This is a genomic window from Brevundimonas sp. Br13 (assembly GCF_055391505.1).
The window spans coordinates 1,620,723-1,646,658 of the sequence record NZ_AP044008.1 but is presented as its reverse complement, the minus strand read 5'-3'; the positions used below and the strand labels follow the sequence as shown (position 1 = coordinate 1,646,658).

The following is a 25,936-nucleotide window of genomic DNA, read 5'->3' as shown; positions in this document are numbered from 1 at the left end:
CCCGCGACCGGTCGTCTCCTCCCGGTCCCGCATCAATGCGGATAAGAAACCGGGGGAGACACATGAGACAGGGCTTCACTTCAACGGCGCTCGCGGCGCTTCTGATGGCGTCGGCGACGCCGGTCTGCGCCCAGCAGGCCGAGTCCGCGCGTCGCTTCGACATCCCGGCAGGGCCGCTGGCGCGCACCCTCCCCGCCTTCGCTCGCCAGAGCGGTCAGCAGATCCTCTATCCGAGCGCCCTGGTGGCGGACCGGGCCTCGGCGTCACTTTCGGGCGACTATTCCGTCGAGACGGCGCTGGCGCTGCTCCTGCGCGACACCGGCCTGACCTATCGACGGAGCCGGCCCAATGTGTTCGTCCTCATCGACCCGTCGCAACGCGCCGAGGCCGAACAGCTGGAAGCCGTCCAGCTGGACGAGGTCGTCGTCACGGGCAGCCTGCTGCGCGGGGTGCTCGACGGCCCCTCGCCGGTGGTGGTCGTCAGCCGCGACCAGATTGATCGCGACGGCCACGCGACCGTCGCTCAAGCCCTGGCGGCGCTGCCGCAGAATTTCGCAGGCACCGCCAATGACGCCACCCTCAGCAACGGCGGCGACCGCAGCGGCACCAACGCCAACTACTCCAATGGGGTGAACCTGCGCGGCCTCGGCAGCGACGCGACCCTGGTGTTGGTCAACGGCCGGCGGATCGCCGGGACCGGCTCCAAGGGCGATTTCGCCGACGTCTCGTCGATTCCGACGGCCGCCGTTGAGCGGATCGACGTCCTGCTCGACGGAGCCTCGGCTCTCTACGGCGCCGACGCCGTGGGCGGGGTCATCAATGTGGTCCTGCGTGACGACTACGACGGCGCCGAGACCAGAGCGCGCTACGGCACGGCCGCCGACGGCGCCTTCTCCGATGTCCTGTTCGCCCAGACGATCGGGCGGCGATGGGGCAGCGGCAGTCTTATGGGCGTCTACGAATACCAGGACCGCGAAGCCCTGCCCGCGGCCGAACGCGATCGCGCGGGTGACGCCGATCTGCGCCGCTTCGGCGGATCGGATCGCCGACTGAACTACAGCAACCCCGGCAACATCATGGTGATCGACCCGGCGTCGGGCGCCTATGTCTCCGCCTTCGCCATCCCGGGCGGTCAGGACGGGACCAACCTGGCTCCGGGCGATTTCCTGCCGGGGCAGGAGAACCGCACCAATCAGCGGTTCGGCATGAACGTCTTTCCGCGGCAGACCCGCCATATCGCCTATCTGGCGGGACGGCAGGATCTCGGCGGCCGGCTGACCCTGTCCGGCGACGCGCGCTGGGCCCGGCGCGACTATGAGACCCGATCGTCGCCGATCGCCACGCTGCTGACCGTCAACCGCAATAACCCCTTCTTCGAATCCCCGACGGGCGCGAATTCGCACCTGATCGCCTATTCCTTCGCCGGTCAGACGCCCAACCCGGTGCAATCCGGGGAGGTCGAGACCCTGTCCGCGACGATCGGCGCCGATCTCGACCTGGGCGGCTCGTGGCGGTTGTCGAGCTATCTCGCCTACGGCGCGGAAGAAGCCGGCTTCGGGTCGTCGGGCACGCTGCAATCGACCTATCTGCGCGAGGCGCTGGGCGCCTTGGCGGACAATCCGGCCACGGGCTACAGCGCCGCCAGGGACGGCTTTCTCAATCCGTTCGGGGCGGGGAACGTCAATCCGCAGGCCGCGCTGGACTTCATCACGGGCGGCTGGACCCATCTGTGGAGCGAGAGCCGCATCACCACGGCGAACGTGATGCTGGACGGCGACCTGTTGGAGCTGCCCGGCGGCCCGTTGAAACTCGCGGTCGGGGCGGCGCTCCGGCGCGAGAATTTCGACCGCAAGGTGGACAGTTTCACCTCCGGCATCGCGCCCGTCCTGGGCGCGCTGAACGCCAGCGAGCGCGACGTGGCGGCGGTCTATGCGGAGGCGCGGATTCCCCTGTTCGGGGCCGGCAACAGCCGTCCAGGACTGGAACGGCTCGAACTGTCGCTGGCGGCCCGGTTCGAGGACTATGGCGATGTCGGTCAGACGACGAGCCCCAAGGTCGGTCTGGTCTGGGAACCCATGGCGGGCGCGCGCCTGCGGGCCAACTACGGCCGGTCCTTCCGGGCGCCGGCCCTGCGCGAGGTGAATGACGCGGCGACGGCCAGTCCCTCGATCCTGCCCCGCGGACCCAACCAGATCCTGACCATGATCCTGTATGGCGGCAATCCGGATCTGGAGCCCGAAACCGCCGACACCTGGACGGTTGGGGGCGATTTCGAGCCCGCCTCGGTTCAGGGTCTCCGGATCAGCGTCAACGCCTTCCGCACGGATTTCGAGAACCGGATCGGCCAACCGGCTCTGGAGAACATCCTCACCGCGCTGAGCGACACCACCCTGAGCCCGTTCGTTCGGATCATCGATCCGGCCAACAACGCCCAGGATCGCGCCGACATGCAGGCGATCCTCGATTTGCCGACCACCAACCTGCGTGACCTGTTCCCGGCCACCGATTACGGCGCCATCGTCGACGCCCGCTACGTCAACACCGCCAGCGTCCAGGTCCAGGGCGCCGACCTCACGGTCGCCTACGCCTTCGCGGTCGGCCCTGACGCCTTCGATCTGACCAGCAGCCTGACCTGGCTGGAGCGCTTCGACGCCCGGGCCACGCCCACCTCCCCCGTGGTCTCCCAGCTGGATCGACCGAACTATCCCGTGGGCCTGCGGGGTCGCACCCATCTCAGCTGGACGAGGGGCCCGCTCACCCTCGGCGGAGCGGTGGATCATGTCTCCGACTACGCCGACACCTCCGGGCGTCGCATCGGCTCCTGGACCACGGCCGATCTTCAGGTGCGCTATGCGCCGGAGACGGGTCCGTTCGCCGGGACGGCCGTCGCCCTGACGATCCAGAACCTCTTTGACCGTGATCCGCCCTTCTACGACGCGCCCGAAGGCGTGGCCTATGACGCGGCGAACTCGGACGTCATCGGCCGCTACGTCTCGCTCCAGCTGACCCGGAGCTGGTGATGCACCGCACAGTTCTGATGCTCGGCCTTGCGGCCGGGCTCGCCTTCGCTTGTCCCGCGCTCGCCCAGTCCTCCGGCCCTTTCACCATCGACGCCCTGCTGCGTCAGGAGAGTCTCGGCGATGCGCGCGTCAGTCCGGACGGCCGCTGGATCGCGCTGGAACGCCGGGCGCGCTACGACCGCGCGCCCTCCTACAAGCTGTCCAGGGACACCGACCGCCTCCTCAGCGCCGTCCAGATCGTGGACGCGCGCTCTGGCGAGGTGGTCCGCACCCTGGAGACCCCGGACCATTCCGCCGGCTATACGGCTGGACGGTTCTCGCCCGACGGTCGCCGGCTGATCGTCTACGAGCTGACGCCGGACAGCTGGCGGCTGGGCGTCCTGTCGCTCGAGACCGGCGCGGTCCGTTGGACCGCGCTCGCGCCGGAAGACCCGCGGCTCGGGCTGACGGCGCTCTGGCGAACCGTCGACGAACTGCTCGTCGTCGTGCAGCCGGGCGGACAGCTGCCCGAGATCGCCCGCACCGGCTTCCAGGCCCAGGACCGTATCGCGGCGCTCTGGGCGGCGACAGCGTCCGGCCGATCCGTCGGCGGCACCTTCATTCCGAGCGGCTCGGCCCGCGACACCCGCGAACATCGCCCACCGTTGTCGCTCCTCCGCCTGGATGTGCGTAGCGGCGCGCAGACGCCGCTCGCCGCGGGTGCGATCTTCGATCTCGCCCTGTCGCCGGACGGCGCCCGTATCGCCGTGCTGGAGGACCGCGAGGATCTGCAGCCCGATCCCGATCGCCCGGTCCTGGTCGGCGACCCGATCCGCCGACGCGCCCTGCGCCTGATCGACATCGACACCGGCGCCGAAACCCGGATCGACCCCGCTCTCGATTACGGCCCCTATCTGATGGCGTGGAGCCCCGACAGCCGTCGGCTTCTCGCCTTCGCGCGCCACGTGGGCCAAGCCGGCTTCGAGCGGTCCGGCGCCTATGTCGCGATCGGGCTGGACGGCTTGGTCTCCAGGTTCGCGGACAAGCCGGCGACGGAGCGAAGCCCGTGGGACGAACCGGTGGCGCTGGGCGGCTGGCTCGGCGACACGCCCGTGCTCCGGGTCCTGGATGACGCCGGCGTCGCCCAATGGCGCGTGCCGGGCGGTCTCGCGCCGATCCCGGCCCAGACGGGCGATCGGCTCGTCGACTGGAACGGCGAGACCCGTATCGAGCGCGGCGACCGGCTTCTGTCCCTGAACGGAGGCCCGGACGTCGCCGGCCGGATCAGCGACCTCGGCGAGGCTCGCGACGCCGGCTTCCGCGCCGCCTATGTGCGCGAGGCGACCCCCGGCCGCACCCTGATCAGCGACGGCTGCGCCAAGGCCGCGATCGACGCGGCGCCGGTCTGCGTCTCGCCGCTGGAACCGGATGAAACCCGCGTCGCCTCCAGCCCTGACGGCGCCTTCGTCGTCGCCCGTCAGGACTCCGCCGACGGATCCGCCCGTTTCCGGCTCCATCGCGCCAACGCCGGCCTGACCCTGGCGGAGATCAACCTCGATCGCGCGACCTTCGACTGGGGCGAAATCATCGAAGTTGCGCACACCGGTCCTGCCGGCCAGGCGCTGAAGAGCTGGCTGCTCCTGCCGCCGGGATTGCCGGAAGGGGTCAAGGCGCCGCTGGTCGTCGAGGTCTACCCCGGCCGCGTCTCGTCGCGTCCGCCGTCACCGCTCACGCGCCGCTCCGCCATGCTCCAGAACAATCCGGCGGTCATCGCCGGGGGCGGCTATGCGGTTCTCTATGTCAGCCTGCCGAACCCGCCGGATGGGCGCTGGTCCGGCGCGGCCCTTGCCGCGCAGATCGACGCCATCGCCGATGCGGCCGGCGCCACTGGCCGGGTCCGGGCCGACCGCTACGCCCTGCTCGGTCACAGCTACGGGGCCTTCAATGTGCTCAACGCGGCGCCCCACAGCGACCGGGTCGCGGCGGTGATCGCCTCCAACGGCTACGCCGACCTGATCAGCGCCTTCGAACTGCCGCCCTTCTTCCGCTCCGCACCCGACGAGGGCGTGCCCATCGGCCAGCTGTCCGGCTGGGCGGAGACAGGCCAGGCGGCGATCGGCGCCTTCCCGGCGGACGCCGCCCGCTATGTCGAGATGAGCCCGCTGTTCTCGGCGGCGGACCTGCGGGCGCCGGCCCTGCTGATCGAAAGCGATCTGGAGCGGCCGCGCATGGGCAAGTTGTTCGGCGTCCTCTACCGACTAAACCGGGACGCGGCTCTGCTGACCTACTATGGCGAGGGCCATGTGCTCGCCAGCCCCGGCAACCTGCGCGACCTACACGCCCACATCCTCGACTGGCTGGCGCGCTACCTCGGTCCGGCGACGCGCGATCCGACCCTCCCAGTGGCGCGCCCAGGCCTCCAGGACGGCGGCCAGCAACGGGGCGTTGGCGCCCTCGCGCCAGAGCAGGCGGGCCGGGTCGAGATCAACCTCGAGCGTCGCCCGGTCGAGGACGCCCTGGGCCGCTAGTCGTCCCTCCAGGAGGAAGGCGGCGAGCGCCGGCGCGCTGTCCCGTACGACCTGGCCGTAGAAGTGGCTCAGATCGCCCTTGTCCCGCCGTTCGGCGATCAAGGGCGGCAGGCGCTCCGAGAAGGCCAGGCGGGCCAGGCCCCGGTCCCGTTCGCCCAGGGTCAGCCGGTCGGACGGCACGCCGAGGCAGTGTTCGACGACCGGCTGACTGAGGAAGGGATTGAGCAGCGGGGCCTGGCGCGCCCTCAGACAGTCCGTCCAGAACAGCTGACAGTTCACGAACCGCTCCAGCTGCCCCCGCTTGGCGGGCGCAAGCTCGGCCGCGTCGTCGAGCCACCGGTGACGCGGCCCCGATCCGGTCTGCGTCCGGCCGCGCACCGCCAGTCGGCCGACGGTCCAGGCGGAGTGGCGGGTCCAGCGGCCCACCGCCGCCAGATAGGCCGGATTGAGGGCGCGCAAGCCCTGGCGGCGGAACCGGTCGGCGGCGACGAGGGGATCCGGGGCCTGGAAGAAGACGCTGTCGCCGCCCTGTCCCGTCAACAGGCCGTCGGCGCCCAGCGCCGCCAGTCGGCCCGCGGCGTGCCGATCATAGGCCGGGTCCACCCCTTGGAGGGCGGGACGGAGTCCGGAGGCCAGGGTGGTGAAGTCCGCGTCGGAGATCGCCTCGACCGGCTTGCGAACGGTCTCGAGCGGAACGCCGCTCAGCGCCGCGGCCGCCTCCGCGTAACGACGCTCGTCGCCTTCGGCGTCGTCGCCATAGTAGTTGATGAAGACCGCGCGCTCGGCGTGCCCCGTCGCCCTCAGGCTTCCCGCCACGATGGCCGAGTCCAGTCCCCCGGAGAGTTCGGAGACCACCCGGCGACGCGAGCGCATGGTGCGGTCGATGGTGCGATCGACGACCCGCACGAGAGCGTCCGGGGCGTCGTCGGCGCCCCGACGGACGAAGTCGGCCGGCCGCCACAGGGGTTCGTCGGGAAGGTCTTGGTCCGGCCGGCTCCAGCAACCGGCGCCGACCGGCGTCAAACCTTGGAGGGGCAATCCGTCGGTCAGAAGCGAAGGCGTCGCCAGAAGGGCGCCCAGTTGTGGCCAGTCGATCGCGAGCGTGTCCGGCAAGACGGCGTCGAGCGCCGGCGGAGGACAGTCGGTCACCAAGGTGACGGGACCTCGCCGCCACCACACCACATCCACCGCTCCGGTCGGATCCCGCACCAGGTTCAGGTGGCCGTCGCGATCTCGCCAGACCATCAGATAGGCGCCCCAGCCTTCGCTCATGAGGCCCGCGCCGAGCGGGCGTCCTTCGGGGAAGCGGCCTGCGATCGCGGAAGGATGCGCGCCCTCCCCGCGCCATTCCCCGATCAGGGCATGGGCGCGATGAACCTGCGCGACGGGCCATGGGAAACGCGGTCCGGTCAGAATCCTCAGACCGAAGCCGTCGAGCCGCAGGGTCCAGCCGCTCCGCAGTAGCGCCGCCAGGGCCGCCTCGACGGCGGGATCGCGGGCGTCCGCGGCGTCGGCGACGAGGAGATAGCCGGCGTCGCCGCTCATCGCACCATGATCGGCGTGTAGGCCACGAGCCGCTCCACATCATCGTTGAGACAGACCTCGCCGACCTGCACCCAGCAATGGGCGGTGAACGGACACAGGCGCACGCCGAACACCCAGTCGGCCCGAAGCCCCTGACGCCGGAGAAAACGGACCAGCAGCGCCGACCGGACGAGGCATTCCCCCTCGATCGGCAAATAGGCCATCAGGGTCCAGAACCGCCGACCGGCCTCGATCGCGGCCATAGGGTCGTCACGAGGCTCGGCGCCGCCCAGACTGACATAAGGCGACAGGCCGGCCCCGCGCCGGGCGGCCCGCACCTCGTGCATCGCGCAGAGCCCCGGGATCAGGTCCCGCATCAGGTCCAGACGCCCTCCGGCGTGGATCACGGAACGCACCGGGCGAGCCGGCGGAACCCGGGGCTTCGGCGAAGGCTCCGCTCCGATCAACCCCGCCGCGATCAGGGCCGAGACGGGGCCGTTCATCCGGACGAGACCGCCTCCCGCGAGCCGCCGGCACAGGGCGGCGCCGTCCGGCAGGCAATGATAACCGTCGCCGCGCACGTCGAGCAGGACGGCGTCACCACCGACGCAGGCGTGGTGAACGTCCGGCGCGAAATACAGGCGCACGGCAGGGGCGGCGGCGTCGCCGCCGTCGCCCCCCGTCGGAGCCGTCGCGCTCAGGCGGTCCAACGCTCGACCGGGATCAGCTCGCGATTGCCGCTGGGCTGGTCCGCCCGCGTCTGCTCCGCGGCCCCGCCGATGCGGGCGACCGAGGGATCGACGTAGGTGTAGATCGGGTTGAGTTCCCGATTGTGCCCCGGGCCGTCGGCGCGGGTCTGCTCCACCGCGGAACCGAGCCCGACGATCTGGGTCGTGGACGCGTCGTCGTAGAAATAGAGCGGGATCAGCTCCATCTTTTCGACGCCGCCGCCGGCGCGGGTCAGTGCGCTGGCGCAGCCGAGCCCGATCAGGCCCGGAAGGGGATTGGTCTTCATGTCGTAGCCTCCTTGAACGGGGCCAAACGCCCCGCACCCTAAGCCAGCGCCCGCGAGGCTCTATATTCAAACTATATCTGTCCTATACTTTCGACAGATTGTCGCATGACTGCCACGACGGCGGTGGCGAGCGCCGATCTCTCTCGATGATGCAGATCGACCTCGCGCCGCAACGCGACGAGCGCGCCGTCCGCGACGTGGCGTTCGACACCGACGATCCAGGCCAGGTCCGGCGGCGCCAATTCGGCCGAGACGATCCGAATGGGTCGAAGCCGCAGCGTCAGGCGCCAATGGGTTTGCGCCAAGACCGCCCGCCCCGGCGACCGGACCAGGGCGGCGTAGAAGCGCTCCTCGCTCCTCTCGCCGACGCTCTGGAGCGCCACAGTCGTTCCGGCGGCGTCAAGAAGGTCGATCGCCAAATGCACCAGCCGCCGGTGGATTTCGTAGAGATCAACGATGTCGTCGGCGCTGGGACTGGGGGCGTAGTAGCCACGCCCGGGGCGATGTTCGATCAGACCTTCGCCGGCGAGCCGGGCCAGGGCCTCGCGCACGGGCGTCTGGGACAGCTCCAGTTCGGCGGCCAAGGCGGTGGCGACCAACGGCTCTCCCCAGCCGAAGCGGCCTGATCCGGCGAACGCCGCCAAGGCGGTCAGGGCGTCGTTATAGGGGTCTCGCGATCGCATCACGACCAACCCCCAGCGAGGGCGCTCAAGCCGCGACCCACGCCGAGTTCGGGTTGCGATGAGAATGCGACCATGTAATCGGCGACTTCCGCAAATATTTCGCGTGCGACCCGCAGATATTTTGCGCAAATACACAAGGTTTATAGACCCGTTTGTTTCCCACCTTTCATTTGATGCACGGTTGCTTCATTTTTCAACCAGTAGGGGTGCGGTGCGCGCGAGTCGCGGTGCTCGGAAACGGAGTTGGAGCGACGTCATGGAGAGCGCCGACCGTCAGTCCCAGAGCGAGACCCTGTCCACCGCCCTTCGGCTGATCCGCACCCATCGTCGGCTGCGGGCGGCGGATGTCGCCAAGTCCATGAACATGGCGCTGCGCTCCTACGAGCATTTCGAGTCCGGCGGCGGACGCATCAACATCGAGCGCGTCCATCGTTTCGCCGAGGTCACGGACAGCGATCCCCACGCGATCCTCGCGGCGCTGGCGCTCGGGTCGCCCGCCTTCGCCTTGCGGTGCGCCGACAATAAGCTCGCCACCATTCTCGCGGTCGTGCTGCAAGAGTTCGACGAGGAGGCGGGCGACGCGATCGCGGAGCTGGAGTCCCTGACCATCATCAACACCTTCACCAAGGCCCTGCGCGAGCTGGCCGCGCAGTCCGTCCGCCGGGAGAGCGCGGCGGACGCCTGGCTTGAGGAACGGCGACATCGGCTCGTTTCCCCCACCGGAGACGACGGCGGCTCGGACAAGGGCGCACCGTAGATCCCGGGTGGCGGGCTTACGGACTGGTCCAAGGGTTCCATTCGGCGCCTCATGACCGGATGCGCCCGCTACCCGCCGACCCTCTTTCAGATTCCTCCACGCTCGACCGGCTTTCCGATCGGCAGAAGCAGTGCGTTGCCCTGGCCGCCGAGGGTCTGACATCGGCGGCGATCGGCGAAAGGGTCGGCCTGTCCGCCCGCACGGTCGATGAACATCTGATGGGCGCTTGCCGTGCGCTCGGGGTGCGGACGCGCGTCCAGGCCGTGGCGCGGCTCGCGGCCGCCCAGCGGCCGCCTGAACCCTGGACCTTCCTACCGTAAACGCCCGGCGGGAGGGTCGCGGGTCGCGGCGGCCGGGACTCATCGGCTTTGCTCGGGGCTCACGATGGAGCCTCCCTTGCTGGACCTCGCCCTCATCCTCAGCCTGTCCCAAGCCTGCGCCCCGCATGTGGCCCCCGAAACCCTGGCGGCCGTCGCCTATGCGGAAAGCCGCTTCAATCCGAACGCCATCGGGGTCAACCGCGGCCCCCGGCCGGCGCGGACGCCACGCGACGCCGCCGAGGCGGCGCGCGTGGCGCGCGACCTTCTGGCCCGAGGCGCGAACCTCGATCTCGGCGTCGCCCAGATCAACAGCGACAACCTCGACTGGCTCGGCCTGTCGGTCGAGGCGGCCTTCGATCCCTGCCGAAACCTCGCCGCCGCCGGTCAGGTGCTTCGCGCGGGCTATCGGCCGGCCGAGGGCGTCGATCCGCAGACGACGTTGAGGATCGCCCTCTCCCGCTACAACACCGGTCATCCCGAGCGCGGCTTCCGCAACGGCTATGTCGCCCGGGTCGAGGCGGCCGCCGTCCGCCTCGGCGTTCAGGCCTTGCGCCCCGTCCAGCCCCTTGCGACCGCGCCGCTGCCCGACCCGGTCCAGACCGCGCCAGCGGCGGACTGGGACGTCTTCGCGCGCGCCCGGACCAGCCTGGTCCTGACCTTCACCGCCACCCAGACCGGGAGTTCTGAATGACCGCCTCCATCTCCTCTCGCCGGTTCGGCGCCGTCGGCGCCATCGCCCTGGCGACCAGCCTGATTCTGGTCCAGCCGGCCTTCGCCTCCGCCAACGTCGAAGGCCTGCTTCAGAACGTCGTCGACATGCTGACCGGCAACACCGCGCGGCTGCTCGCCGTCCTGGCGGTCGTGGTCGTCGGCATTCTCTGGATGTTCGGCCTGTTCGACCTGCGGCGCGCGGCGATCGTGGTGCTCGGCATCGTGGTCGTCTTCGGCGCGGCCGAGATCGTCAATCTGATCACGGGCGGCGCCTGATGGACGACGCCCTCTCCTGGGTCGTGATCGGATCGGCCTCGGTGCTCCTGGCGCTGGTCCTGATGCTCGGCCTGAAGCTGATCTCGCCCAAGCGCTTCGCCCAGATCTTCGCCGGCCTCGCCTCCGGCGTCGCCATCGGCCTGGCCCTGTCGCGCCTGTCCGCCGGAGGCCCGCATGGCTGAAGAGCGCCTGACCGAAGACCCCTTGTTCCTGGCCTGCACCCGACCGGCCATGATCCTGGGCGTCCCCATGGAGGCCATGGGCGTCAATGTCATCCTTTCGGGCGTCGTCTTCCTGGTCGGCGGCAGCCTGCTCTATCTCCTCGTCGCGCCGGCCCTGCACCTGGTGTTCCGGGCGATCTGTCGGGCGGATCACAACGCCTTCCGGCTGCTGTTCGTCTATGTCGACACCAAGGGCCGGTCGCGCAACGCCGCCCTCTGGGGCGGCAGTTCGGCGACACCGTTGCCTCTCATCCGGCGCTACCGTCCGACGGAGCTGGCCCGTGGCTGAGGGCGGCGTCAGCGCGATGCGCCTGCGGCGCGAGGCCGACGCCCGGCCTCATCTGCCCTACGCGCGCCACGTCTCCGACGCCGTGGTGGCGCTCGACAACGGCGCCCTGATGATGGTTTTCCAGATCGACGGGGCCAGTTTCGAGACCGCGGATGCGCGCGATCTGAACGACTGGCATATCAAGCTGAACCAGGCCTGGCGCAATCTGGCCGACGATCGCCTGGCGATCTGGCACCATGTGGTGCGCCGCCCGGCCGAACTCGAGCGGTCCGCCGGCTTCCGCTCGGACTTCGCCGGCGAACTGGGCGCGCTCTACGACGATCGGGTCGCGGAGCGTCGGCTCTGGATCAATGAGCTCTTCGTCACCCTCGTCCTCCACCCCGGCCGCGAGGCGGGCGATCGCGCCGCGGCCCTGGCGCGTCGCCTGAAGGCGGCGCGGCGGGCGGACGCCGAGGTCGAGACCGCCCACCTCCAGCGGATCGAGGAAGCGGGCCGGGACCTGATCCAGTATCTCGACCGCTACGCGCCGCTCCGGCTCGGCCTGTATGAACGTGACGGTCTCTGGTTCTCCGAGCCGATGGAGGTGATGCGACTGGTTCTGACAGGTCGGCGCTCGGCGGTTCCGATCGTCTTCGGCCACCTCGGCGCGGCCGTTCATACGGTGCGCGTCATCTTCGGTCGCGAGACCCTGGAGCTGCGGGACGTCGCCGACGCTCGCTACGCCGGCGTCCTGGCGGTGAAGGAATATCCGGCGACGACCCGGCCGGGGCTGTGGGACGATCTGCTGAGCGTCCGCTTCGGCTTCGTGGCGAGCCAGTCCTTCGCGTTCCTGTCCAAGGCCGCCGCGCGGACGGTGATGGAGCGCAAGCAGAACCAGATGGTCTCCGCGCGCGACCGCGCGGCCTCTCAGATCACCGGCCTGTCGGACGCGCTCGACGACCTGGTCAGCAACCGCTTCGTGATGGGCGAGCACCAGGCTTCGATCCTCGTGCACGGCGATACGCCGGGGGCGCTGGCGGACCATTTATCCAAGGCGCGCGCCATTCTCGCCGATTCCGGTCTGGTCGTGGCCCGGGAGGATCTCGGACTGGAGGCGGCCTTCTGGTCCCAGTTCCCCGGCGCCTTCGCCCGCCGCACCCGGCCGGCCGCCATCACCTCGCGCAATTTCGCGGCCCTGGCGCCGTTCCACGCCCATCCGGTCGGCAAGGCGCGCGGCGCCCACTGGGGCGAGGCGGTCGCGGTGCTGCGCACCACGGCCGGCTCGCCGTTCTGGTTCAACTTCCACGTCGGCGATCTGGGCCACACCTTCATCTGCGGGCCGTCCGGATCGGGCAAGACGGTCGTCCAGAACTTCATGCTGGCCCAGCTCGAACGCTTCGGCGCCCAGCAGCTGTTCATCGACAAGGACCGGGGGGCCGAGATCTTCGTGCGCGCCTGCGGCGGGACCTATCTCGCCCTGCGCAACGGCGAGCCGACGGGCTTCGCCCCATTCAAGGCGCTCGACCCGACGCCGGCGAACCGCGCCTTCCTGGTTCGCCTCGTCCGCGCCCTGGTCGACCGCCCCCACGAAACCCTGACGGTTCCGGAGGCGCGCGCCATCGATCAGGGCGTCGCGGCGCTGGAGGCCCTGCCTCGCGAGCGTCGATCCATCGCCGCCCTGCGCAGCCTGCTCGGCCAGGGCGACGCCGGGGGCGTGGGCGCGCGCCTGGAGCGTTGGCAGCGCAGCGGTCCGCTGGGCTGGGTACTCGACAATGAGGAGGACGCCCTGAGCCTGGAGGCGCGGTTCGCCGGCTTCGACATCACCCAGATGCTAGACCATGACGAGGTTCGCACGCCCGCGATGTTGTATCTGTTTCATCGCATCGCCGAGCGCGTCGATGGCCGACGCCTCGTGCTCGACATCGACGAGTTCTGGAAGGTGCTGGACGATCCGGCCTTCACCGAGCTCGCCCGGGACGGTCTCAAGACCTGGCGCAAGCAGAACGCCCTGATGGTGTTCGGCACCCAGTCGCCGGCCGACGCGCTCCGCTCGCCCATCGCCCACGCCATCCTCGAGCAGTGCGCGACCAAGATCTTCCTGCCCAACGCCCACGGCCAGGCCCGGGACTACGTCGACGGTTTCGGCCTGACCCAGGAGGAGTTCCGGCTCGTCCGCGAGGTGCTGACCCCGGAGTCGCACCGCTTCCTGGTCAAACAGGGTCACGACAGCGTGGTGGTCGAACTCGACCTGCGCGGCATGGACGACGCCTTGGCCATCCTGTCCGGCCGGACCGAGACCGTCGCCTTGCTCGACCGTCTGCGCGCCGAGGCGGGCGACGACTACGCGCAATGGCGCGCCCCCTTCCATAACCAGAGGAGGTTCCTGTGAGAGCCCGAATCCTGTCCGCCGCGGCCGTCGCCGCCCTCGTTGTCGCTGGCGCTCCGGCCGCCCGGGCCCAGCAGATCGTCCACGACCCGAGGGCCCTCGCCCAGATGATCGAGGAGGCACGCACCACCCTGGATCAGTTGAAAGCGCTGCAGACCCAGGTCGAACAGGGCCAGCGGCTGTTCGACAGTCTCAACAACCTGTCCGACGTCAACGCCCTGGCCGGCGAGCTCGGCCTGCCGACCGTGCGCAATCCCCTGCCCGATATGCGGTCGATGCGGGCGGCGGCGAACGGCGACCTCGGCGCGCTCGGCGACCTGGCTGACCGCGCCAACGCCATCCGTCGCGACACCCGGCTGTACACGCCGCCGACGGGCGATCTGAGCCCGGCCGACGCCTATTACCGGGACAGCCTCGAACGCGCCGGCGCCCGCACGGCGCGCGATCTCGCCGTGGGCGAGGCGGTGGCCGGAGCCGCCGACCGGCGGCTTGAGGGTCTGGAGACGCTGCGCTCGGCCCTCGACACCGCGCCCAACGCCCGGGCGGTGATGGATCTGGAGGCGCGGCTCGCGGCGGAACAGGCTCTGATCCAGAACGAACAGGTGCGGCTGCAAGGTCTGGCCCTGACCCAGGCGGCCGAGGCCCGGCTGGAGGAGCAACGCGCCCGGGAACGGGCCGAAGCCGCCCGCACGGCGCGCATGAGCGTCTACGAGAGGGCCTTCCAGTGACGCGGATCGCCCTGCTCGCCGCCTTCGCGCTCGCCGGCTGCGGCGCGCCGGACCGAACGGCCGGGGAATTCGCGGCCGACCCTGACGCGGCGGCCCGGGTCGTGGCCGCCTGCGACGCCGGCCGGACGCAAACGGAGTGCGAGGCGGCGCGCCGCGGCCTGGCCGAGGCCCGGCGTGACGCCCGGATGCGCGCCTATGAGCAGGCGTTCTGAGGACCGGCCATGAGCTTCCGCGTCTTCGAGCCCAGCTACGACTTCATCGACGAGCGGTTGAACGTCTTTCTCGGCGACCGCCTGTCCTCGGTCATCGCCGAGGTCGAAGGTCCGCTGCGGATCGCCTTGGTCCTCTATGTCGTGCTCTACGGCGTCGCCATCCTGCGCGGCGCGATCAGCGAACCGGTGATGGACTTCGCGGTCCGCTCGCTGAAGCTGGCCTTCCTCTATCTGCTGGCGACGACAGCGGCCTATTCCACCTTCGTCACCGAGCCGTTGTTCACCGGACTGCCCAACGCCCTGACCCGCGCGGTCAGCGGAGCGGATACGCCCAGCGTCGGCGCGGCCTTCGACCAGTTCTTCGCCTATGCCGCCTGGTTGGGCGAGGACATCTCGCGCGACGCGTCGGCCTTCAACCCCGGCCCTTATGTGGTGTCGGCGGCGGTCTTCCTAGTCGGCGCCTTGGCCGCGGCCCTCGGCTTCGGCGTTGTGCTGGTGGCCAAGTTGGCCCTCGCCCTGCTCGTCACCCTCGGCCCAATCTTCATCGCCTGCGCCCTCTTCGACGCGACCCGGCGCTTCTTCTTCGGCTGGCTCAGCCAGGCGGTGAACTATCTCGTCCTGTTCGCCCTGATCATCGTCATCTTCCAGCTCGTGCTGTCGCTGGTGCGAGATCAATGGGGCGCGATCCAGGGCGCCGATCCGATGATTGGCGGCCTGATCTTCATCGCCCTGTGCCTGCTGGGCGCGATCTTCTTCCTGCAGACCCCCGCCATCGCCGCCGGGATCGCCGGCGGCGCTAGCGCCGGCCTGGCCGACTTCGCCAACGCCGCCGCCCTGGGCGGACGCGGCTCGGGCCGCGCCCAGGGGCCGCAGGAATCCAGCCGCCAGCCCCCGAGGAGCGGCGGCTCCATCCGACCGAGAGGCGCCTGACATGACCTACCGTCCCTTCCTGCTCGTCCCCCTGTTGTTTCTGGGCGCCTGCGCTCATGGCGGCGATCCCGCCCTCCCGACCTGCGACGGCATGGCCCGGCGACCGGCCAATCCCCACGGATCGGTGCTGACGCCCAGAGCCGAGCGTCCCGCCGAACCCGTCGCCTCATCGGACACGGGAGGTTGCGCATGAGCGGCGTCCCCTCCTCCGAGCTGCAGCGCTATTTCATTGAGGCGCGGCGATGGGACCAGGACCGGCTGGCCTCGGCGCTGCGGTCGCGCCGCCTGGCCTGGTCCGCCGCGGCGCTTGCCACGGGTCTGGCCGCGATCTCGACCGGAGCGGTCGCCCTGCTGACGCCGCTCAAATCGACCGAGCCCTTCGTGATCCGGGTCGATCAGGCCACCGGGGCGGTCGATGTCATGCGCGGCCTCTCCACCGAGGACGGGCCCGTCCGCTACGAGGAAGCCGTCAGCAAATATTTCCTCGGACAGTATGTGCGTCAGCGGGAGGGCTATCTCGACCCGGCGGCGGAAGACGCCTTCCAGCTGGTGTCCATCCTTTCAGCGCCCGGCGAGCAACGCCGTTGGGCTGATCTGTTCCGGGGCTCCAACCCGGCCAGTCCGCAGAATCTCTACGGTCCGGACGGCGAGGCCATCGTGGCGATCCGCGCCATCGGCTTCATCAACGACGGCGTCGCCAATGTCCGCTTCCGACGCACGGTCCGGCAGGCCCAGCAGACCGTCGACAGCGACTGGATCGCCACCATCGCCTTCACCTACACGCGCGCGCCGATGTCGGAGCCGGATCGGCTGAGAAACCCTCTCGGCTTCCAGGTGACCTCCTACCGCGCCGACCCGGAGGTCATCCGATGATACGCCCCCTGTCCGCCCTGGCGCTGATCGCCGGGCTTGTCCTCGCCGCTCCGTCGATGGCGCAAACGCCCCCCGATCCGCGGATCCGGGAGATCGTCTACGACCCGGCGGCGGTCTATCGCATCGCCGGCGCCTTCCGGACGGCGACGCAAATCGTCTTCTCGCCCGAAGAGATCATCCGCCACGCCGCGATCGGTGACAGCGTCGCCTGGGAGGTGGCCGCTGAAGGGTCGGTGTTGTTCCTGAAGCCGCGCGAGCGCCATCAGGCGACCAATCTGCTGGTGGTCACCGAGCGGGCCGGCGTCATCCGCCACTACGCCTTCGAACTGGTCGCGCGCGACCCTGGCGACCGCGCCGCCCTCGCCTATCAGGTGCGCTTCCGCTACCCGGCCGACGATCAGGCCCAGACCGCCCGCGCCCTTGCCGTTCAGGCCGAGGCGGTCGAACAGCGCCTGATCGGCCTCGAACTGGACCGCGGCGTGCTCGAGGGTCCGCGCAATCTGGCCTGGTCCGCACAGGGCGACGCGGCCCTGCAGCCGAGCGAGGTCAGCGACAACGGCCGCTTCACTATCCTGCGCTTTCCGGGGGTTCAGGCCTTGCCGGCCCTGTTCGAGGTCGCCGAGGACGGCTCGGAGCGGCTTATCCCCTACGACGTGCGCGGTGAGTTGGTGGTCGTCCACGGAGTCGCGCGCGGCCTGCGGCTGAGACGCGGATCATCGGTCCTCTGCCTGTTCAACGACGCCTTCGATCCGCGCGGCAGGGGCCTGGGCACGGGCACGGCCTCGCCTGTCGTCGATCGGGCTCCCCTCGGAGATCCGTCATGACCGGGGTCGCGGCGCCGCCTCCGGACGAGAGTCCGTCCCCGGCCTCGACGGCGGCGGACCGCGGCGTCTCGCCGATCGCCGGACGGTTTGGCGGACCGCGCGGCAAGATGATCACCCTCGCCGCGCTCGCCGCCGGTTGCGGCGTCTTCCTGATCGCGAGCTGGGATCGGGGCGACCGCGACGCCGAAGGCCCGACGACGCGTGATGACCCGCCGCGCCAGACCGCGCCGTTCGAGCCCGCGCGTCGCGACCCGGCGCCCTTGCTCAGCGACCCGATCGTCGATCCCCAGGCCCCCGTGCTCGACGACGGGCCTTCCGTTCCGCCGATCGAGGCCGGACCTCAAGGCGCGCCCCGCTCCGGTCCGTCGCCAGCGGAGGAACGACGCGCTCTGGCTGAAAGCGCGCGGCGGGCGCCGCTGCTGGCCTACAGCCGGGCGGGCGGCGGCTCCGCTATTCCTCCGCAGGCACCGGCGCCCGGCGCGCCTGCGGGACCGCAGACCTCTCTGGACCAGCTCAGGCAGGTCACCCCGGTCGGTCAGGCCCGCGCGCACCGCCTGCCCGACCGCAATCTGCTGATCACCGCCGGGACCAGCGTCCCCTGCGTGCTGCAGACGGCCATGGACAGCACCACTCCGGGCTATGTGACCTGTGTCCTGTCCCGCGATGCCTGGTCCGACAACGGCGCCGTGGTGCTGATGGAGCGGGGCACCCGGGTCCTCGGCGAGTATCGCGGCGGCCTCCAGCAAGGCCGGCGCCGTCTGTTCGTCCTCTGGACCCGGGCGGTGACGCCCACGGGAGTCGCCGTCGCCCTCGCCTCGCCGGCCGCCGATGCGCTCGGCCGATCCGGCTTCGACGGCGTGGTCGACACCCGCTTCTGGGATCGGTTCGGGGGCGCGCTGCTGCTGTCGATCGTCGACGACGGCGTCTACGCCGCCGTGGGCCGCGACGACGGCGGCGCGACCGCCCGCCTCCCGTCCGACGCGGCCGGGGTCGCCCTGCAGGGCTCGGTCGATATCCCGCCGACGCTGCGAAAGGGCCAGGGCGCGGAGGTATCGATCTTCGTCGCCCAGGATCTGGACTTCGCCGGCGTCTATCGGCTGCGATCCCGGTGATGGACGACACCTCCGTCCTCGATCACTACCTCGCGCCGCTGCGCCCCTTTCTGGAGCCGGAGACGGTGACGGAGGTCGTCGTCAACCGTCCCGGCGAGGTCGGGGTCGAAGCCGACGGCGTCTGGCGCTGGGCCGAGACGCCGGAGCTGACCGAAGCCTGGCTGCGCACGCTCGCGATCGCGGCCGCCGCCTACACCCGACAGGACGTCAGCCCCGAACAGCCAATCTGCTCGACCACCCTGCCCGGCGACATCCGTTGCCAGATCGTGTTGCCGCCCGCGGTCGCCGACGGCGGCCTGTCCCTGACCCTGAGAAAGCCGTCGCGGCGACGCCTGGGCCTGGCCGAGTTCGCGGCGGCCGGCCTGTTCGACCAGGTCGCCGACGCCCGCGCCGAGACCGCCGATCCCGTCGATGCCGAGCTGACGCGCCTGCGCGAGGTCGGAGATTGGCCGGGCTTCCTCACCCTGGCCGTCACCGCTCGCCGCAACATCCTGATCTCGGGCGCTACCGGCTCGGGCAAGACCACCCTGGCCAAGGGTCTGATCGCCCTCATCCCCGATCATGAGCGTCTGCTGACGATCGAGGACACCCGCGAGTTCGTGACGCCCCACCGCAACGTCGTCCATCTGGTCTATTCCAAGGACGGCCAGGGTCTGGCCCGGATCGGCCCCAAACAGCTTCTGGAAAGCGCCCTGCGCATGCGGCCGGACCGCATCCTGCTTCAGGAGCTTCGCGACGGCACGGCGTTCTTCTACCTGCGCAACGTCAACTCGGGGCATCCCGGTTCGATCACCACCGTGCACGCGGATTCGGCCGCCCTCGCCTTCGAGCAACTGACCTTGCTAGTGCGGGAGTCCGAAGGCGGGCGCGATCTGCCGCGCGAGGATATCCGCGCCCTGTTGCACCTGCTCGTCGATGTCGTCGTCCAGATGAAGAAGGTCGACGGCCGGTTCCGTGTGACGGAGGTCTGGCATGACCCGGTTCGCAAGCGCCAGCCCGGCGACTAGGGCGGCGCTGATCGCCACCGCGGCTCTCGGCGCCGCCGTGGTCCTGGGCGTCCTCACCGTGACCATCGCCCTCATCGGCCTGGGTCGGTTCTCCGGCGACATCGACCCGACGCGCGTCCCCGGCTGGCTCTGGTACTACCGTCACGATCCCGAGGTGCGACGCTGGCTGACCGTGGGCCTGTCATGCGCGGGTCTGGTCGGCGGGATCCTCATCGTCGCTGTCCTGCTCCGCCAGAGACGCCCTCTGCACGGCGCCGCCCGATGGGCGTCGGCGGCCGAACAGAGCCGCGCCGGTCTCAGATCGCGCTGCGGCGTGGTCCTGGGCCGGGCGGACGGGAGGTTCCTGATCGCCGACGGCCCGGAGCATGTGATGCTCTACGCCCCGACGCGCACCGGCAAGGGCGTCGGCGTGGTCATTCCGAACCTGCTCGCCTGGCCGGACTCGATCGTGGTGCTGGACATCAAACGTGAGAACTATCTCGCCACCGCCGGCTATCGGGCCGAGGCCGGCCAGACGGTCCATCTATTCGATCCGCTGGCGCCGGACGGCCGCACCGCCCGCTTCAACCCGCTGGATCACATCGACCGTTCGGACCCGATCCAGGTGCTGGACGAACTCCAGCGCATGGCGGCGATGCTGTTTCCAGCCCATGACAGGGCCGATCCCTTCTGGGCGGAGGCGTCGCGCACCGGCTTCATCGGCGTCGGCGGCTATGTCGCCGCCACGCCCGATCGCCCCTTCACCCTCGGCGAGATCTTCCGCCAGCTCACCGCCGGCGACGCCCGCGCCCGTCTGCCCCGCATCGTTGCGGCGCGCGCGCGGGAGGGACGCCCTCTTCCGGGGCCCGTCGTCGCCGCCCTGACGGACTTCACCAGCTCCAGCGAGAACACCTTCGCCTCCGTGCGTCAGTCGATCACCACCCGGATGGGCCTGTGGCTCAACCCCCGGATCGACGCCGCCACCTCGGTCTCGGATTTCGACCTGCGCGATCTGCGCCGCGGGCGGCTCTCCCTCTATCTGGGGGCCACGCCGGACAACATGCTGAGGATACAGCCACTCTACGCCCTGCTCTTCCAGCAGCTGGTCGATCTCAACAGCCGCAGCCTTCCGGCCCCCGCCGACCGTCCCACCCTCGTCATGCTCGACGAATTCGCTCGCCTCGGCCCGGCGCCGGTGCTGGCCCACGCCTTCGCCTGGGTGGCGGGCTACGGGCTGCGTCTGCTGGCCGTGCTTCAGAGTCCCTCCCAGCTCCGGGCGCTCTACGGACCCGATCTGGCCGAGGATGTGATGACCAATTGCGGCATCGAGATCGTCTTCGCGCCCAAGGAACTGAGGATCGCCCGGGAGCTCAGCGAACGGCTGGGCTATTATACGACGGACGGGCGAAGCCGCAGCCGGCCGGCCGGCCTCGCGCGCGGCCGACGCAGTACGACCGTGTCCGACCAGCGCCGGGCGCTGATGCTGCCCCAGGAGCTCATGCAGCTTCCGCAGACCGCCCTGATCGTCCTGAAGGCCGGTCTTCCGCCTGTTCGCGGCCGCAAGATCGCCTACTGGCGCGACCGGATTTTCCAGCGCCGTCTGCGTCCCGCTCCCACGCCCGGGCCGACGGTCGAAGCGCCGGTCGTCCCGCCCGCTCTCGAGGAGGATCCCATGGATTTCGACGTCATCGCCCGCGCCTTCGCCGCCGAAGGCCTTCCTCCGCCCCCGCCCGACGCGGATGAAACCGATGTGGCGGCCTGGCTCGACCGCGTCGTCGACGCCACCCCGCCGGAGCGCGAGCCATGACCCCGTCAGAGCCCGCTCCGGCGGTCAACCGCCTGCGGCCCGCGCCCGGCGCACCCGCCCGCTCCACCGCCAAGGGCGACGTGCCGGACGCGGTGCTCGACCGCTATCTGGTCGAGCGCGATCTCAGGGGCCGGGCGGAGCGGTTCTTCCGGGATCATCGTGCGCCCGCGCCGATGTTCCGCGACCGGGGTGGATCGCTCACCTCGACCCAGGCCTATCCCGACGCCGTCATCGACATGCTCAAGATCGCGCGGCACCGCGGCTGGGAGCGGATACAGGTCTCTGGCGACCCCGCCTTCCGGCGCGAGGTCTGGATCCAGGCCCAGAGCCTGGGTCTGGAGGTCCACGGCCATCGGCCCAGGGACCGCGATCGCCAGGCGGCCGGAATCGACCGGGCTTCCTCCCAGAAGGCCCTCCAGGATCCGCTCGCCGAGCGGCTCGCCCGCGCGGCCGTGGTGGTGGCCCGTCTCATCCCCGATCCCGCCATCCAGACCAAGCTGCTGGAGGCCGCCTGGGCGCGCGCCGGCCGCGCGCGTCCGACGGAACGGGACACGACGCGCGACCGCGAGCGGCGGCGCTAGCGGTCGCGCCTAGAAAGTGTTCTTCAGATACGGCGACACGGTGAAGGCCGGGAATCCGACGCCGTCCCTCATCCGGTTCATCAGGTCCCAATACATGCCCAGCGCCAGCGGATCGCGGATGTCCGCCGGAATATCGAAGCTGTAATCGCCCTCGAACCGGTCGCCACGTCGCCAGGCCCGGGCGAACTCCGGCGAGAGGTAGGCGAACAGGGCCCGGCGGATCTGGTCCAGGAACTCGCCGATGGTGCTGGCGTGATAGGAGAAGACGTCGGTGTAGAACCACTGCTGGAAGTCCGGCACCGACCGATAGACCATCCCCTCATCGACCTCATGGCCGTGCCGCGCGAGCATCGCCCTGATCTGCTTCACCCGGGCATCGAGCCGGGAGAAGTTGTGCTTGTTGGCGTCGCCGACGACCTTGAGCAGCCAGATGCGGGAGACGCGCAGGTCCACCGACAGGTCGAGTCCGGGAAGCCAGACCTTGGGACAGACGCACTCCGCGTTCAGCCAGTCCGCGAAGGCCGAGGCGGAAGCCGCCAGACCGGAGGCGTCGGCGCCCAGCGTCGGCTGACGGCCGATGGCGTCCAGATAGAACAGATAGGTTCGATCAGTTTCGCGCGCGCCTGCGGTCGACGGGGCGAAGGCGAAGGGCAGCGCAGACGGCCGGGGCTGGGCCAGGAAATCCGCCAGCAGGATGGCGAAGACCCGTTTGTGGGTTCCCGACTTGAACACCAAATTGGTCGGGCGGGAGGTCATCGGGTACTCGAAGATCTCCAGATTGACCATGTCGTCGATCATGTCCCAGACCGCCTTGAGCAGGATCGCTTCCTGCTCGATCGGGGCGTAGCGCGGGGTCAACCCGTCGCCGCGGCGTTGGCGCGGTCCGCGAGCGCCGCACACGTCTCCATGAGCTTCTCGAATGGCTCGGCGTCCGCCTCCAGCAGGCCGTCCTCGACCATCCGGCGGTAGTCATCCCCGAGGGCCTCCAGCGAGGCGCCTTCAGGCTTCAGACGCAGCCCGCCCGTGACCGCCTGTCCATAGTCGATCTCCGCGCCGTCGGCGGTCTCGCGGAAGAACATCGCCTTGTGGCGCGCGACCGCCTCGGCGACCGCCCGATCCGCGATCGCGGTCTCGGCGAAGCCGGCCGCGTCCAGTCGGGACAGATCGTGCCAGTGGCGAGAGAAGCGATCGCCCCGGAGTCGTCCCTGCGCGCAATAGACGTGGGCGGCGGTGGCCTTCTCCCAGAACGTCCGCTCGGCCGCCATCACCCGCGGCGTGGCGGTCGGGAAGACGACGCCTTGCAGATGGGCCGCCGCATCGCAGACCACGGGTCGCGGCGCGCTCGGCTCGCCGGTCGCCCGCGCGCCGAACTCGAGCATCACGCTGGGCGAGACATAGCCGGTGCCAGTGCTGGTCGGCGCATAGTCGACGAAGGCCTTGGCGCCTTCGATCCGCACCGTGGCGCCGACGCCGTCTGCGGCGATCCGGGCCTCCAGAAGCGGCCGCACCTCGCCCTCTACCCAGAGCGGCAACAGCCGCTGAACGTCCCGGGACCAGCGCCGCTCCTCGGCGCGAGTCTGCGGCACGGGGTCTTCAGGCGCATCGGCCAGATCGGGAAGCAGGCGACGGATGTCCCAGGTCAGATCGATGTCTTCCGAGAACCGCTGGATGACGTCGTAGGCCTTGGACAGGGATGTCCCGCCCTTGAAGACCAGGCCTTCGCCCAAGGGCGACTCGAACAGCGCGTTCAGGGCCCAGACGACCCAGACGTCCTTCTCGAGCAGATGGGCGGGCCGGCCGGAGTCCGACGCCGCCGCCGCGAGGGCTTCAGCGCGGTCCTCGGCCGAAAGCTGCAGGAAGATTTCAGACATGGGCCGCCTGGCTGACCGACCGCGCCAGCCAGGTGGGCAGACGCGGTCCGACGGACACCAGTTCGCCGAAGGCGGCGGGTCCCAGCTTTCGTTTCAGGGCCTCCAGCGCCGTCGCGGCCTTCTCCGGCCCCAGCCAGGCCAGGGCGCGAACTGCTTCGCCGGCCGGACGATCGGCCAGGAGCAGCTGCCATGCCGGCGCATGTTTGAACTCCACCGTCTGCTTGCCAACGTTGAGGAGCCGGCTCTTGCCGTTGGTCAGATAGACCATGCGGATCGGCACCTGGGTGGTCAGGCCCAGGGCGTTGGCGGCCGCCGCCCCATTGGAGGCGACGACCTCGCCACGCTGCTCGCTCACCGCGCGCACGACCGTTTCCACCGAAGGCGTCCGCGATCCGAAGCGGCTTTCCAGCGGACGCATGTAGACGCCGCGCCCGGCGCGCACGAGCCGCCCCCGTCGCACGAGGCGCGACAGGGCCTGATCCACCGCCGCGCGGCTGCCCAGATGGAGCAGCCCCTTGGCGGCGACCGGCGCGCCCTCCGGCAAGGCCTGGGCGCGCTCCATGATCTGTTCAGCGAGCACCTGCATGATCGTCTCCGTGTCAGAAATATAGTTCTGTTTCTGACACTTCGCAACCGGGCCCGTGGAGTCGCGCCGCTTCATCGGCTTCGCTCTCGCCCGGTCGAGCGATCGACGCCTGCGTCCCTCAAGGCCTGGTCGCGCGTCTTCGGCCCGGGCCGGTCCCGCACGAACCGCTCCACCACCAGGGCCAGGGTGCGATCCGCCAGCCGATCGGACCGACCCAGTCGAACCGCTTCCGCGACCAGAGCGCGCCGCATCGCCAGTTCACGCGCCTGAATTGCCTCCAGCCACGGCCCCTCCCCGCCGTCGCCCCGGAGCGCGTCGCGGTAGGCGGCGGCGAGCGTCTCGGGCAGATCGCCCTTCCCCGCCACGAACCGCTCCCGCATCTTGCGGATCGGCGTCCGCTCCGCCTTTCGGGTCACGCCGCGCGTCCGCCGCGGGGTGGCCTCCGCCTCGATGGACCGGTCGCGCAGCGCCCGGGCGAAGCCCTCGCGCCAGATCTGCAGGTCGGCCTTGCGCGGATTCAGCCGCTCGCCCTCGCGTCCCAGCCGGCGCACCGTCAGATGCACGTGCGGGTGCCGTCCCTCGTCGTGCAGGGCGAAGACATAGGGGAAGCGCTCGCTGAAGGTCTCGGCCGCGAAGGCCCGGGCGGCGTCGTGCAGACGCACCGCATCCGTCCCCGCCGGCATGCTGAGCACGATCGACAGGGAGACCGAGGCGTCACGCCTGCGTCCCGGTTCCATCGCGAACTCCTCGGCCCAGTCGCGGGCGAGCGCATGCACCTCAGCGCGCCCGTCCAGCCGCTCCCCGTCCGGCCCTTCCAGAGTCAGGGCGCCATTGCGGCTGATGTAGTCGAGGTGCGCCTTCAGGTGGCCGCCGTCCCGGGTACGGCCGGTCACCTTGACCATCACCTCCGGCGCCCGGCGCAGGACCCGGATGAAGCGGGCGGCCGACTCCTGCCCTCTGTTCCGAGACGGCCGAAGCACCGCGGGCGTGATCCGCGCGCGGCGCGGATCGACCGGCGGCCGCAAGGCTTCCTCGAACCCGCGCGGCGAGCGGAAGTCGCTCACGGCCGCCCGGCCCAATAGGACAGGTTGCCGTCAAAGGCCTCGCCGAGCGCTTCCACCCAGGCCGCGATCTCAACCTGAAAGGCGCCGAGCTGGGCCATCTCCAGATCGAGCACCTGCCCCTCCATCACCGCCGTGTTCAGGGCGCGGGCGATCTGGTTGATGTTCACGCCGATGCGCCGCAGCTCGCGCCGCACCTCGATCAGCGCCAAGGCCTCGGGACGGCTGAACTGCGGACGATCCCGCAACCGCCGCCGGATGAGCGCGACACTCCATTGGGTTCGCGACAGCCCGACGGCGGCGGCCTCGGCCTCCAGGAGACGCAGGTCGGTCTCGCCGAGGCGCAGGGTCAGCTTGCCCGACCTGGGCGCGCTGACCGCCTCCGGCGGCGCCGGAAAGGACGCCTGCGCAGCCCCCTCCATGAGCCGGCGAAGCAAGCGCGAGCGCCCGCCCTGCCCCGCCGCCGCGGCGTCGAACCGGCGGATCAGATCGGGCGAGACGCGAAGGGTGAGGCGGTCCATCGGGAGGTGGGTCTGTCAGACGTTGCCGGCGCAAAGCCTATCCTGCCCTTGACCGTCACCCCCCTCGCCCCGTAGGCCTCCGGTGCTGCACGTCCTCCCCTCGGCGACCGCTGCACGGCCGCTCGCCCGCCGTCCTGTCGGACGCCCCAGCCGGAC

At 70.5% G+C, this 25,936-nt stretch carries 27 protein-coding genes and 1 pseudogene; 19 read left to right on the top strand and 9 right to left on the bottom strand.

The genetic code is table 11. From position 1 onward, the window contains the following. Positions 1-62: 62 nt before the first annotated feature. Both ACZ5M6_RS08080 and ACZ5M6_RS08075 read left to right on the top strand, forming a co-directional pair. Entirely contained in the window at positions 63-3,020 is a 2,958-nt protein-coding gene (locus tag ACZ5M6_RS08080) for a TonB-dependent receptor (protein ID WP_161638706.1), read from the top strand. Continuing rightward, a pseudogene (locus ACZ5M6_RS08075) lies at positions 3,020-5,314 on the top strand (S9 family peptidase); the annotation flags it as partial. The gene ACZ5M6_RS08080 and the pseudogene ACZ5M6_RS08075, both read left to right, overlap by 1 nt. Before the next feature lie 18 nt (positions 5,315-5,332). Here ACZ5M6_RS08075 and ACZ5M6_RS08070 read toward each other — a convergent pair. The 4 genes from ACZ5M6_RS08070 to ACZ5M6_RS08055 all read right to left on the bottom strand — a co-directional run bounded on the left by ACZ5M6_RS08070 (position 5,333) and on the right by ACZ5M6_RS08055 (position 8,749). After that, positions 5,333-7,072: an asparagine synthase-related protein gene (locus ACZ5M6_RS08070; protein WP_082503526.1), complete on the bottom strand. Its 1,740-nt coding sequence runs from the start codon at positions 7,070-7,072 to the stop codon at positions 5,333-5,335. Further along, positions 7,069-7,761, bottom strand: a complete 693-nt coding sequence (locus ACZ5M6_RS08065; protein WP_055808242.1) for a lasso peptide biosynthesis B2 protein — start codon at positions 7,759-7,761, stop codon at positions 7,069-7,071. The genes ACZ5M6_RS08070 and ACZ5M6_RS08065 overlap by 4 nt, the downstream gene beginning before the upstream one ends. After that, positions 7,749-8,066, bottom strand: coding sequence for a hypothetical protein (locus tag ACZ5M6_RS08060; protein WP_112862326.1), 318 nt, complete (start codon positions 8,064-8,066; stop codon positions 7,749-7,751). Before ACZ5M6_RS08060 ends, ACZ5M6_RS08065 begins: the two co-directional genes overlap by 13 nt. Before the next feature lie 71 nt (positions 8,067-8,137). Continuing rightward, positions 8,138-8,749, bottom strand: coding sequence for a GntR family transcriptional regulator (locus ACZ5M6_RS08055; RefSeq protein ID WP_055808237.1), 612 nt, complete (start codon positions 8,747-8,749; stop codon positions 8,138-8,140). Between the two features lie 256 nt (positions 8,750-9,005). On the opposite strand from ACZ5M6_RS08055, the gene ACZ5M6_RS08050 reads away from it, so the two are divergent. From ACZ5M6_RS08050 to ACZ5M6_RS07970, 17 genes are all read left to right on the top strand, one after another. Beyond that, entirely contained in the window at positions 9,006-9,506 is a 501-nt protein-coding gene (locus ACZ5M6_RS08050; RefSeq protein WP_201462405.1) for a helix-turn-helix domain-containing protein, read from the top strand. A gap of 59 nt (positions 9,507-9,565) precedes the next feature. Then, positions 9,566-9,826, top strand: a complete 261-nt coding sequence (locus tag ACZ5M6_RS08045) for a helix-turn-helix domain-containing protein (RefSeq protein WP_201462404.1) — start codon at positions 9,566-9,568, stop codon at positions 9,824-9,826. Positions 9,827-9,902: 76 nt separating this feature from the next. Continuing rightward, on the top strand, positions 9,903-10,517 hold the full coding sequence (locus ACZ5M6_RS08040; RefSeq protein WP_055808481.1) for a lytic transglycosylase domain-containing protein: 615 nt from the start codon (positions 9,903-9,905) through the stop codon (positions 10,515-10,517). Further along, positions 10,514-10,813, top strand: coding sequence for a TrbC/VirB2 family protein (locus tag ACZ5M6_RS08035; RefSeq protein ID WP_055808232.1), 300 nt, complete (start codon positions 10,514-10,516; stop codon positions 10,811-10,813). Before ACZ5M6_RS08040 ends, ACZ5M6_RS08035 begins: the two co-directional genes overlap by 4 nt. After that, positions 10,813-10,995: a hypothetical protein gene (locus tag ACZ5M6_RS08030; protein WP_055808230.1), complete on the top strand. Its 183-nt coding sequence runs from the start codon at positions 10,813-10,815 to the stop codon at positions 10,993-10,995. The genes ACZ5M6_RS08035 and ACZ5M6_RS08030 overlap by 1 nt, the downstream gene beginning before the upstream one ends. Then, on the top strand, positions 10,988-11,323 hold the full coding sequence (locus tag ACZ5M6_RS08025) for a VirB3 family type IV secretion system protein (protein WP_055808227.1): 336 nt from the start codon (positions 10,988-10,990) through the stop codon (positions 11,321-11,323). Before ACZ5M6_RS08030 ends, ACZ5M6_RS08025 begins: the two co-directional genes overlap by 8 nt. After that, positions 11,316-13,691 carry a VirB4 family type IV secretion/conjugal transfer ATPase gene (locus ACZ5M6_RS08020; protein ID WP_233455739.1) on the top strand — a complete coding sequence of 792 codons (2,376 nt, stop codon included), beginning with the start codon at positions 11,316-11,318 and terminating at the stop codon, positions 13,689-13,691. Before ACZ5M6_RS08025 ends, ACZ5M6_RS08020 begins: the two co-directional genes overlap by 8 nt. Beyond that, positions 13,688-14,416 (top strand): TrbJ/VirB5 family protein, encoded by a 729-nt coding sequence (locus ACZ5M6_RS08015; protein ID WP_233455738.1) that lies wholly within the window; start codon positions 13,688-13,690, stop codon positions 14,414-14,416. The genes ACZ5M6_RS08020 and ACZ5M6_RS08015 overlap by 4 nt, the downstream gene beginning before the upstream one ends. Then, positions 14,413-14,628, top strand: a complete 216-nt coding sequence (locus ACZ5M6_RS08010) for an EexN family lipoprotein (RefSeq protein ID WP_201462402.1) — start codon at positions 14,413-14,415, stop codon at positions 14,626-14,628. The genes ACZ5M6_RS08015 and ACZ5M6_RS08010 overlap by 4 nt, the downstream gene beginning before the upstream one ends. 9 nt (positions 14,629-14,637) lie before the next feature. Then, positions 14,638-15,558, top strand: a complete 921-nt coding sequence (locus tag ACZ5M6_RS08005; RefSeq protein ID WP_112862330.1) for a TrbL/VirB6 family protein — start codon at positions 14,638-14,640, stop codon at positions 15,556-15,558. A 1-nt stretch (position 15,559) separates the two neighbouring features. Next, positions 15,560-15,751, top strand: coding sequence for a hypothetical protein (locus tag ACZ5M6_RS08000; protein WP_201462401.1), 192 nt, complete (start codon positions 15,560-15,562; stop codon positions 15,749-15,751). After that, a complete protein-coding gene (locus ACZ5M6_RS07995; protein WP_201462400.1) occupies positions 15,748-16,431 on the top strand; it encodes a VirB8 family type IV secretion system protein in 684 nt (227 codons plus the stop codon). The genes ACZ5M6_RS08000 and ACZ5M6_RS07995 overlap by 4 nt, the downstream gene beginning before the upstream one ends. Next, on the top strand, positions 16,428-17,255 hold the full coding sequence (locus ACZ5M6_RS07990) for a TrbG/VirB9 family P-type conjugative transfer protein (protein WP_201462399.1): 828 nt from the start codon (positions 16,428-16,430) through the stop codon (positions 17,253-17,255). Before ACZ5M6_RS07995 ends, ACZ5M6_RS07990 begins: the two co-directional genes overlap by 4 nt. Next, positions 17,252-18,367 (top strand): type IV secretion system protein VirB10, encoded by a 1,116-nt coding sequence (gene virB10, locus ACZ5M6_RS07985; protein ID WP_197273290.1) that lies wholly within the window; start codon positions 17,252-17,254, stop codon positions 18,365-18,367. Before ACZ5M6_RS07990 ends, virB10 begins: the two co-directional genes overlap by 4 nt. Continuing rightward, positions 18,367-19,374, top strand: coding sequence for a P-type DNA transfer ATPase VirB11 (virB11, locus tag ACZ5M6_RS07980; RefSeq protein WP_054765301.1), 1,008 nt, complete (start codon positions 18,367-18,369; stop codon positions 19,372-19,374). Before virB10 ends, virB11 begins: the two co-directional genes overlap by 1 nt. Beyond that, positions 19,340-21,160: a type IV secretory system conjugative DNA transfer family protein gene (locus tag ACZ5M6_RS07975; RefSeq protein ID WP_201462398.1), complete on the top strand. Its 1,821-nt coding sequence runs from the start codon at positions 19,340-19,342 to the stop codon at positions 21,158-21,160. Before virB11 ends, ACZ5M6_RS07975 begins: the two co-directional genes overlap by 35 nt. Next, entirely contained in the window at positions 21,157-21,741 is a 585-nt protein-coding gene (locus ACZ5M6_RS07970) for an LPD7 domain-containing protein (RefSeq protein WP_201462397.1), read from the top strand. Before ACZ5M6_RS07975 ends, ACZ5M6_RS07970 begins: the two co-directional genes overlap by 4 nt. Before the next feature lie 9 nt (positions 21,742-21,750). On the opposite strand, the gene ACZ5M6_RS07965 is transcribed toward ACZ5M6_RS07970, so the two are convergent. The 5 genes from ACZ5M6_RS07965 to ACZ5M6_RS07945 form a co-directional block, all read right to left on the bottom strand. Further along, positions 21,751-22,599 carry a hypothetical protein gene (locus tag ACZ5M6_RS07965; RefSeq protein WP_201462396.1) on the bottom strand — a complete coding sequence of 283 codons (849 nt, stop codon included), beginning with the start codon at positions 22,597-22,599 and terminating at the stop codon, positions 21,751-21,753. Then, positions 22,596-23,612, bottom strand: coding sequence for a nucleotidyl transferase AbiEii/AbiGii toxin family protein (locus tag ACZ5M6_RS07960; protein ID WP_112862337.1), 1,017 nt, complete (start codon positions 23,610-23,612; stop codon positions 22,596-22,598). Before ACZ5M6_RS07960 ends, ACZ5M6_RS07965 begins: the two co-directional genes overlap by 4 nt. Next, positions 23,605-24,198: a DUF6088 family protein gene (locus tag ACZ5M6_RS07955; protein ID WP_201462395.1), complete on the bottom strand. Its 594-nt coding sequence runs from the start codon at positions 24,196-24,198 to the stop codon at positions 23,605-23,607. The genes ACZ5M6_RS07960 and ACZ5M6_RS07955 overlap by 8 nt, the downstream gene beginning before the upstream one ends. Positions 24,199-24,269: 71 nt before the next feature. After that, positions 24,270-25,262 (bottom strand): relaxase/mobilization nuclease domain-containing protein, encoded by a 993-nt coding sequence (locus ACZ5M6_RS07950; protein WP_112862604.1) that lies wholly within the window; start codon positions 25,260-25,262, stop codon positions 24,270-24,272. Beyond that, on the bottom strand, positions 25,259-25,780 hold the full coding sequence (locus ACZ5M6_RS07945) for a MobC family plasmid mobilization relaxosome protein (protein ID WP_201462394.1): 522 nt from the start codon (positions 25,778-25,780) through the stop codon (positions 25,259-25,261). The genes ACZ5M6_RS07950 and ACZ5M6_RS07945 overlap by 4 nt, the downstream gene beginning before the upstream one ends. Positions 25,781-25,936: the final 156 nt, after the last annotated feature.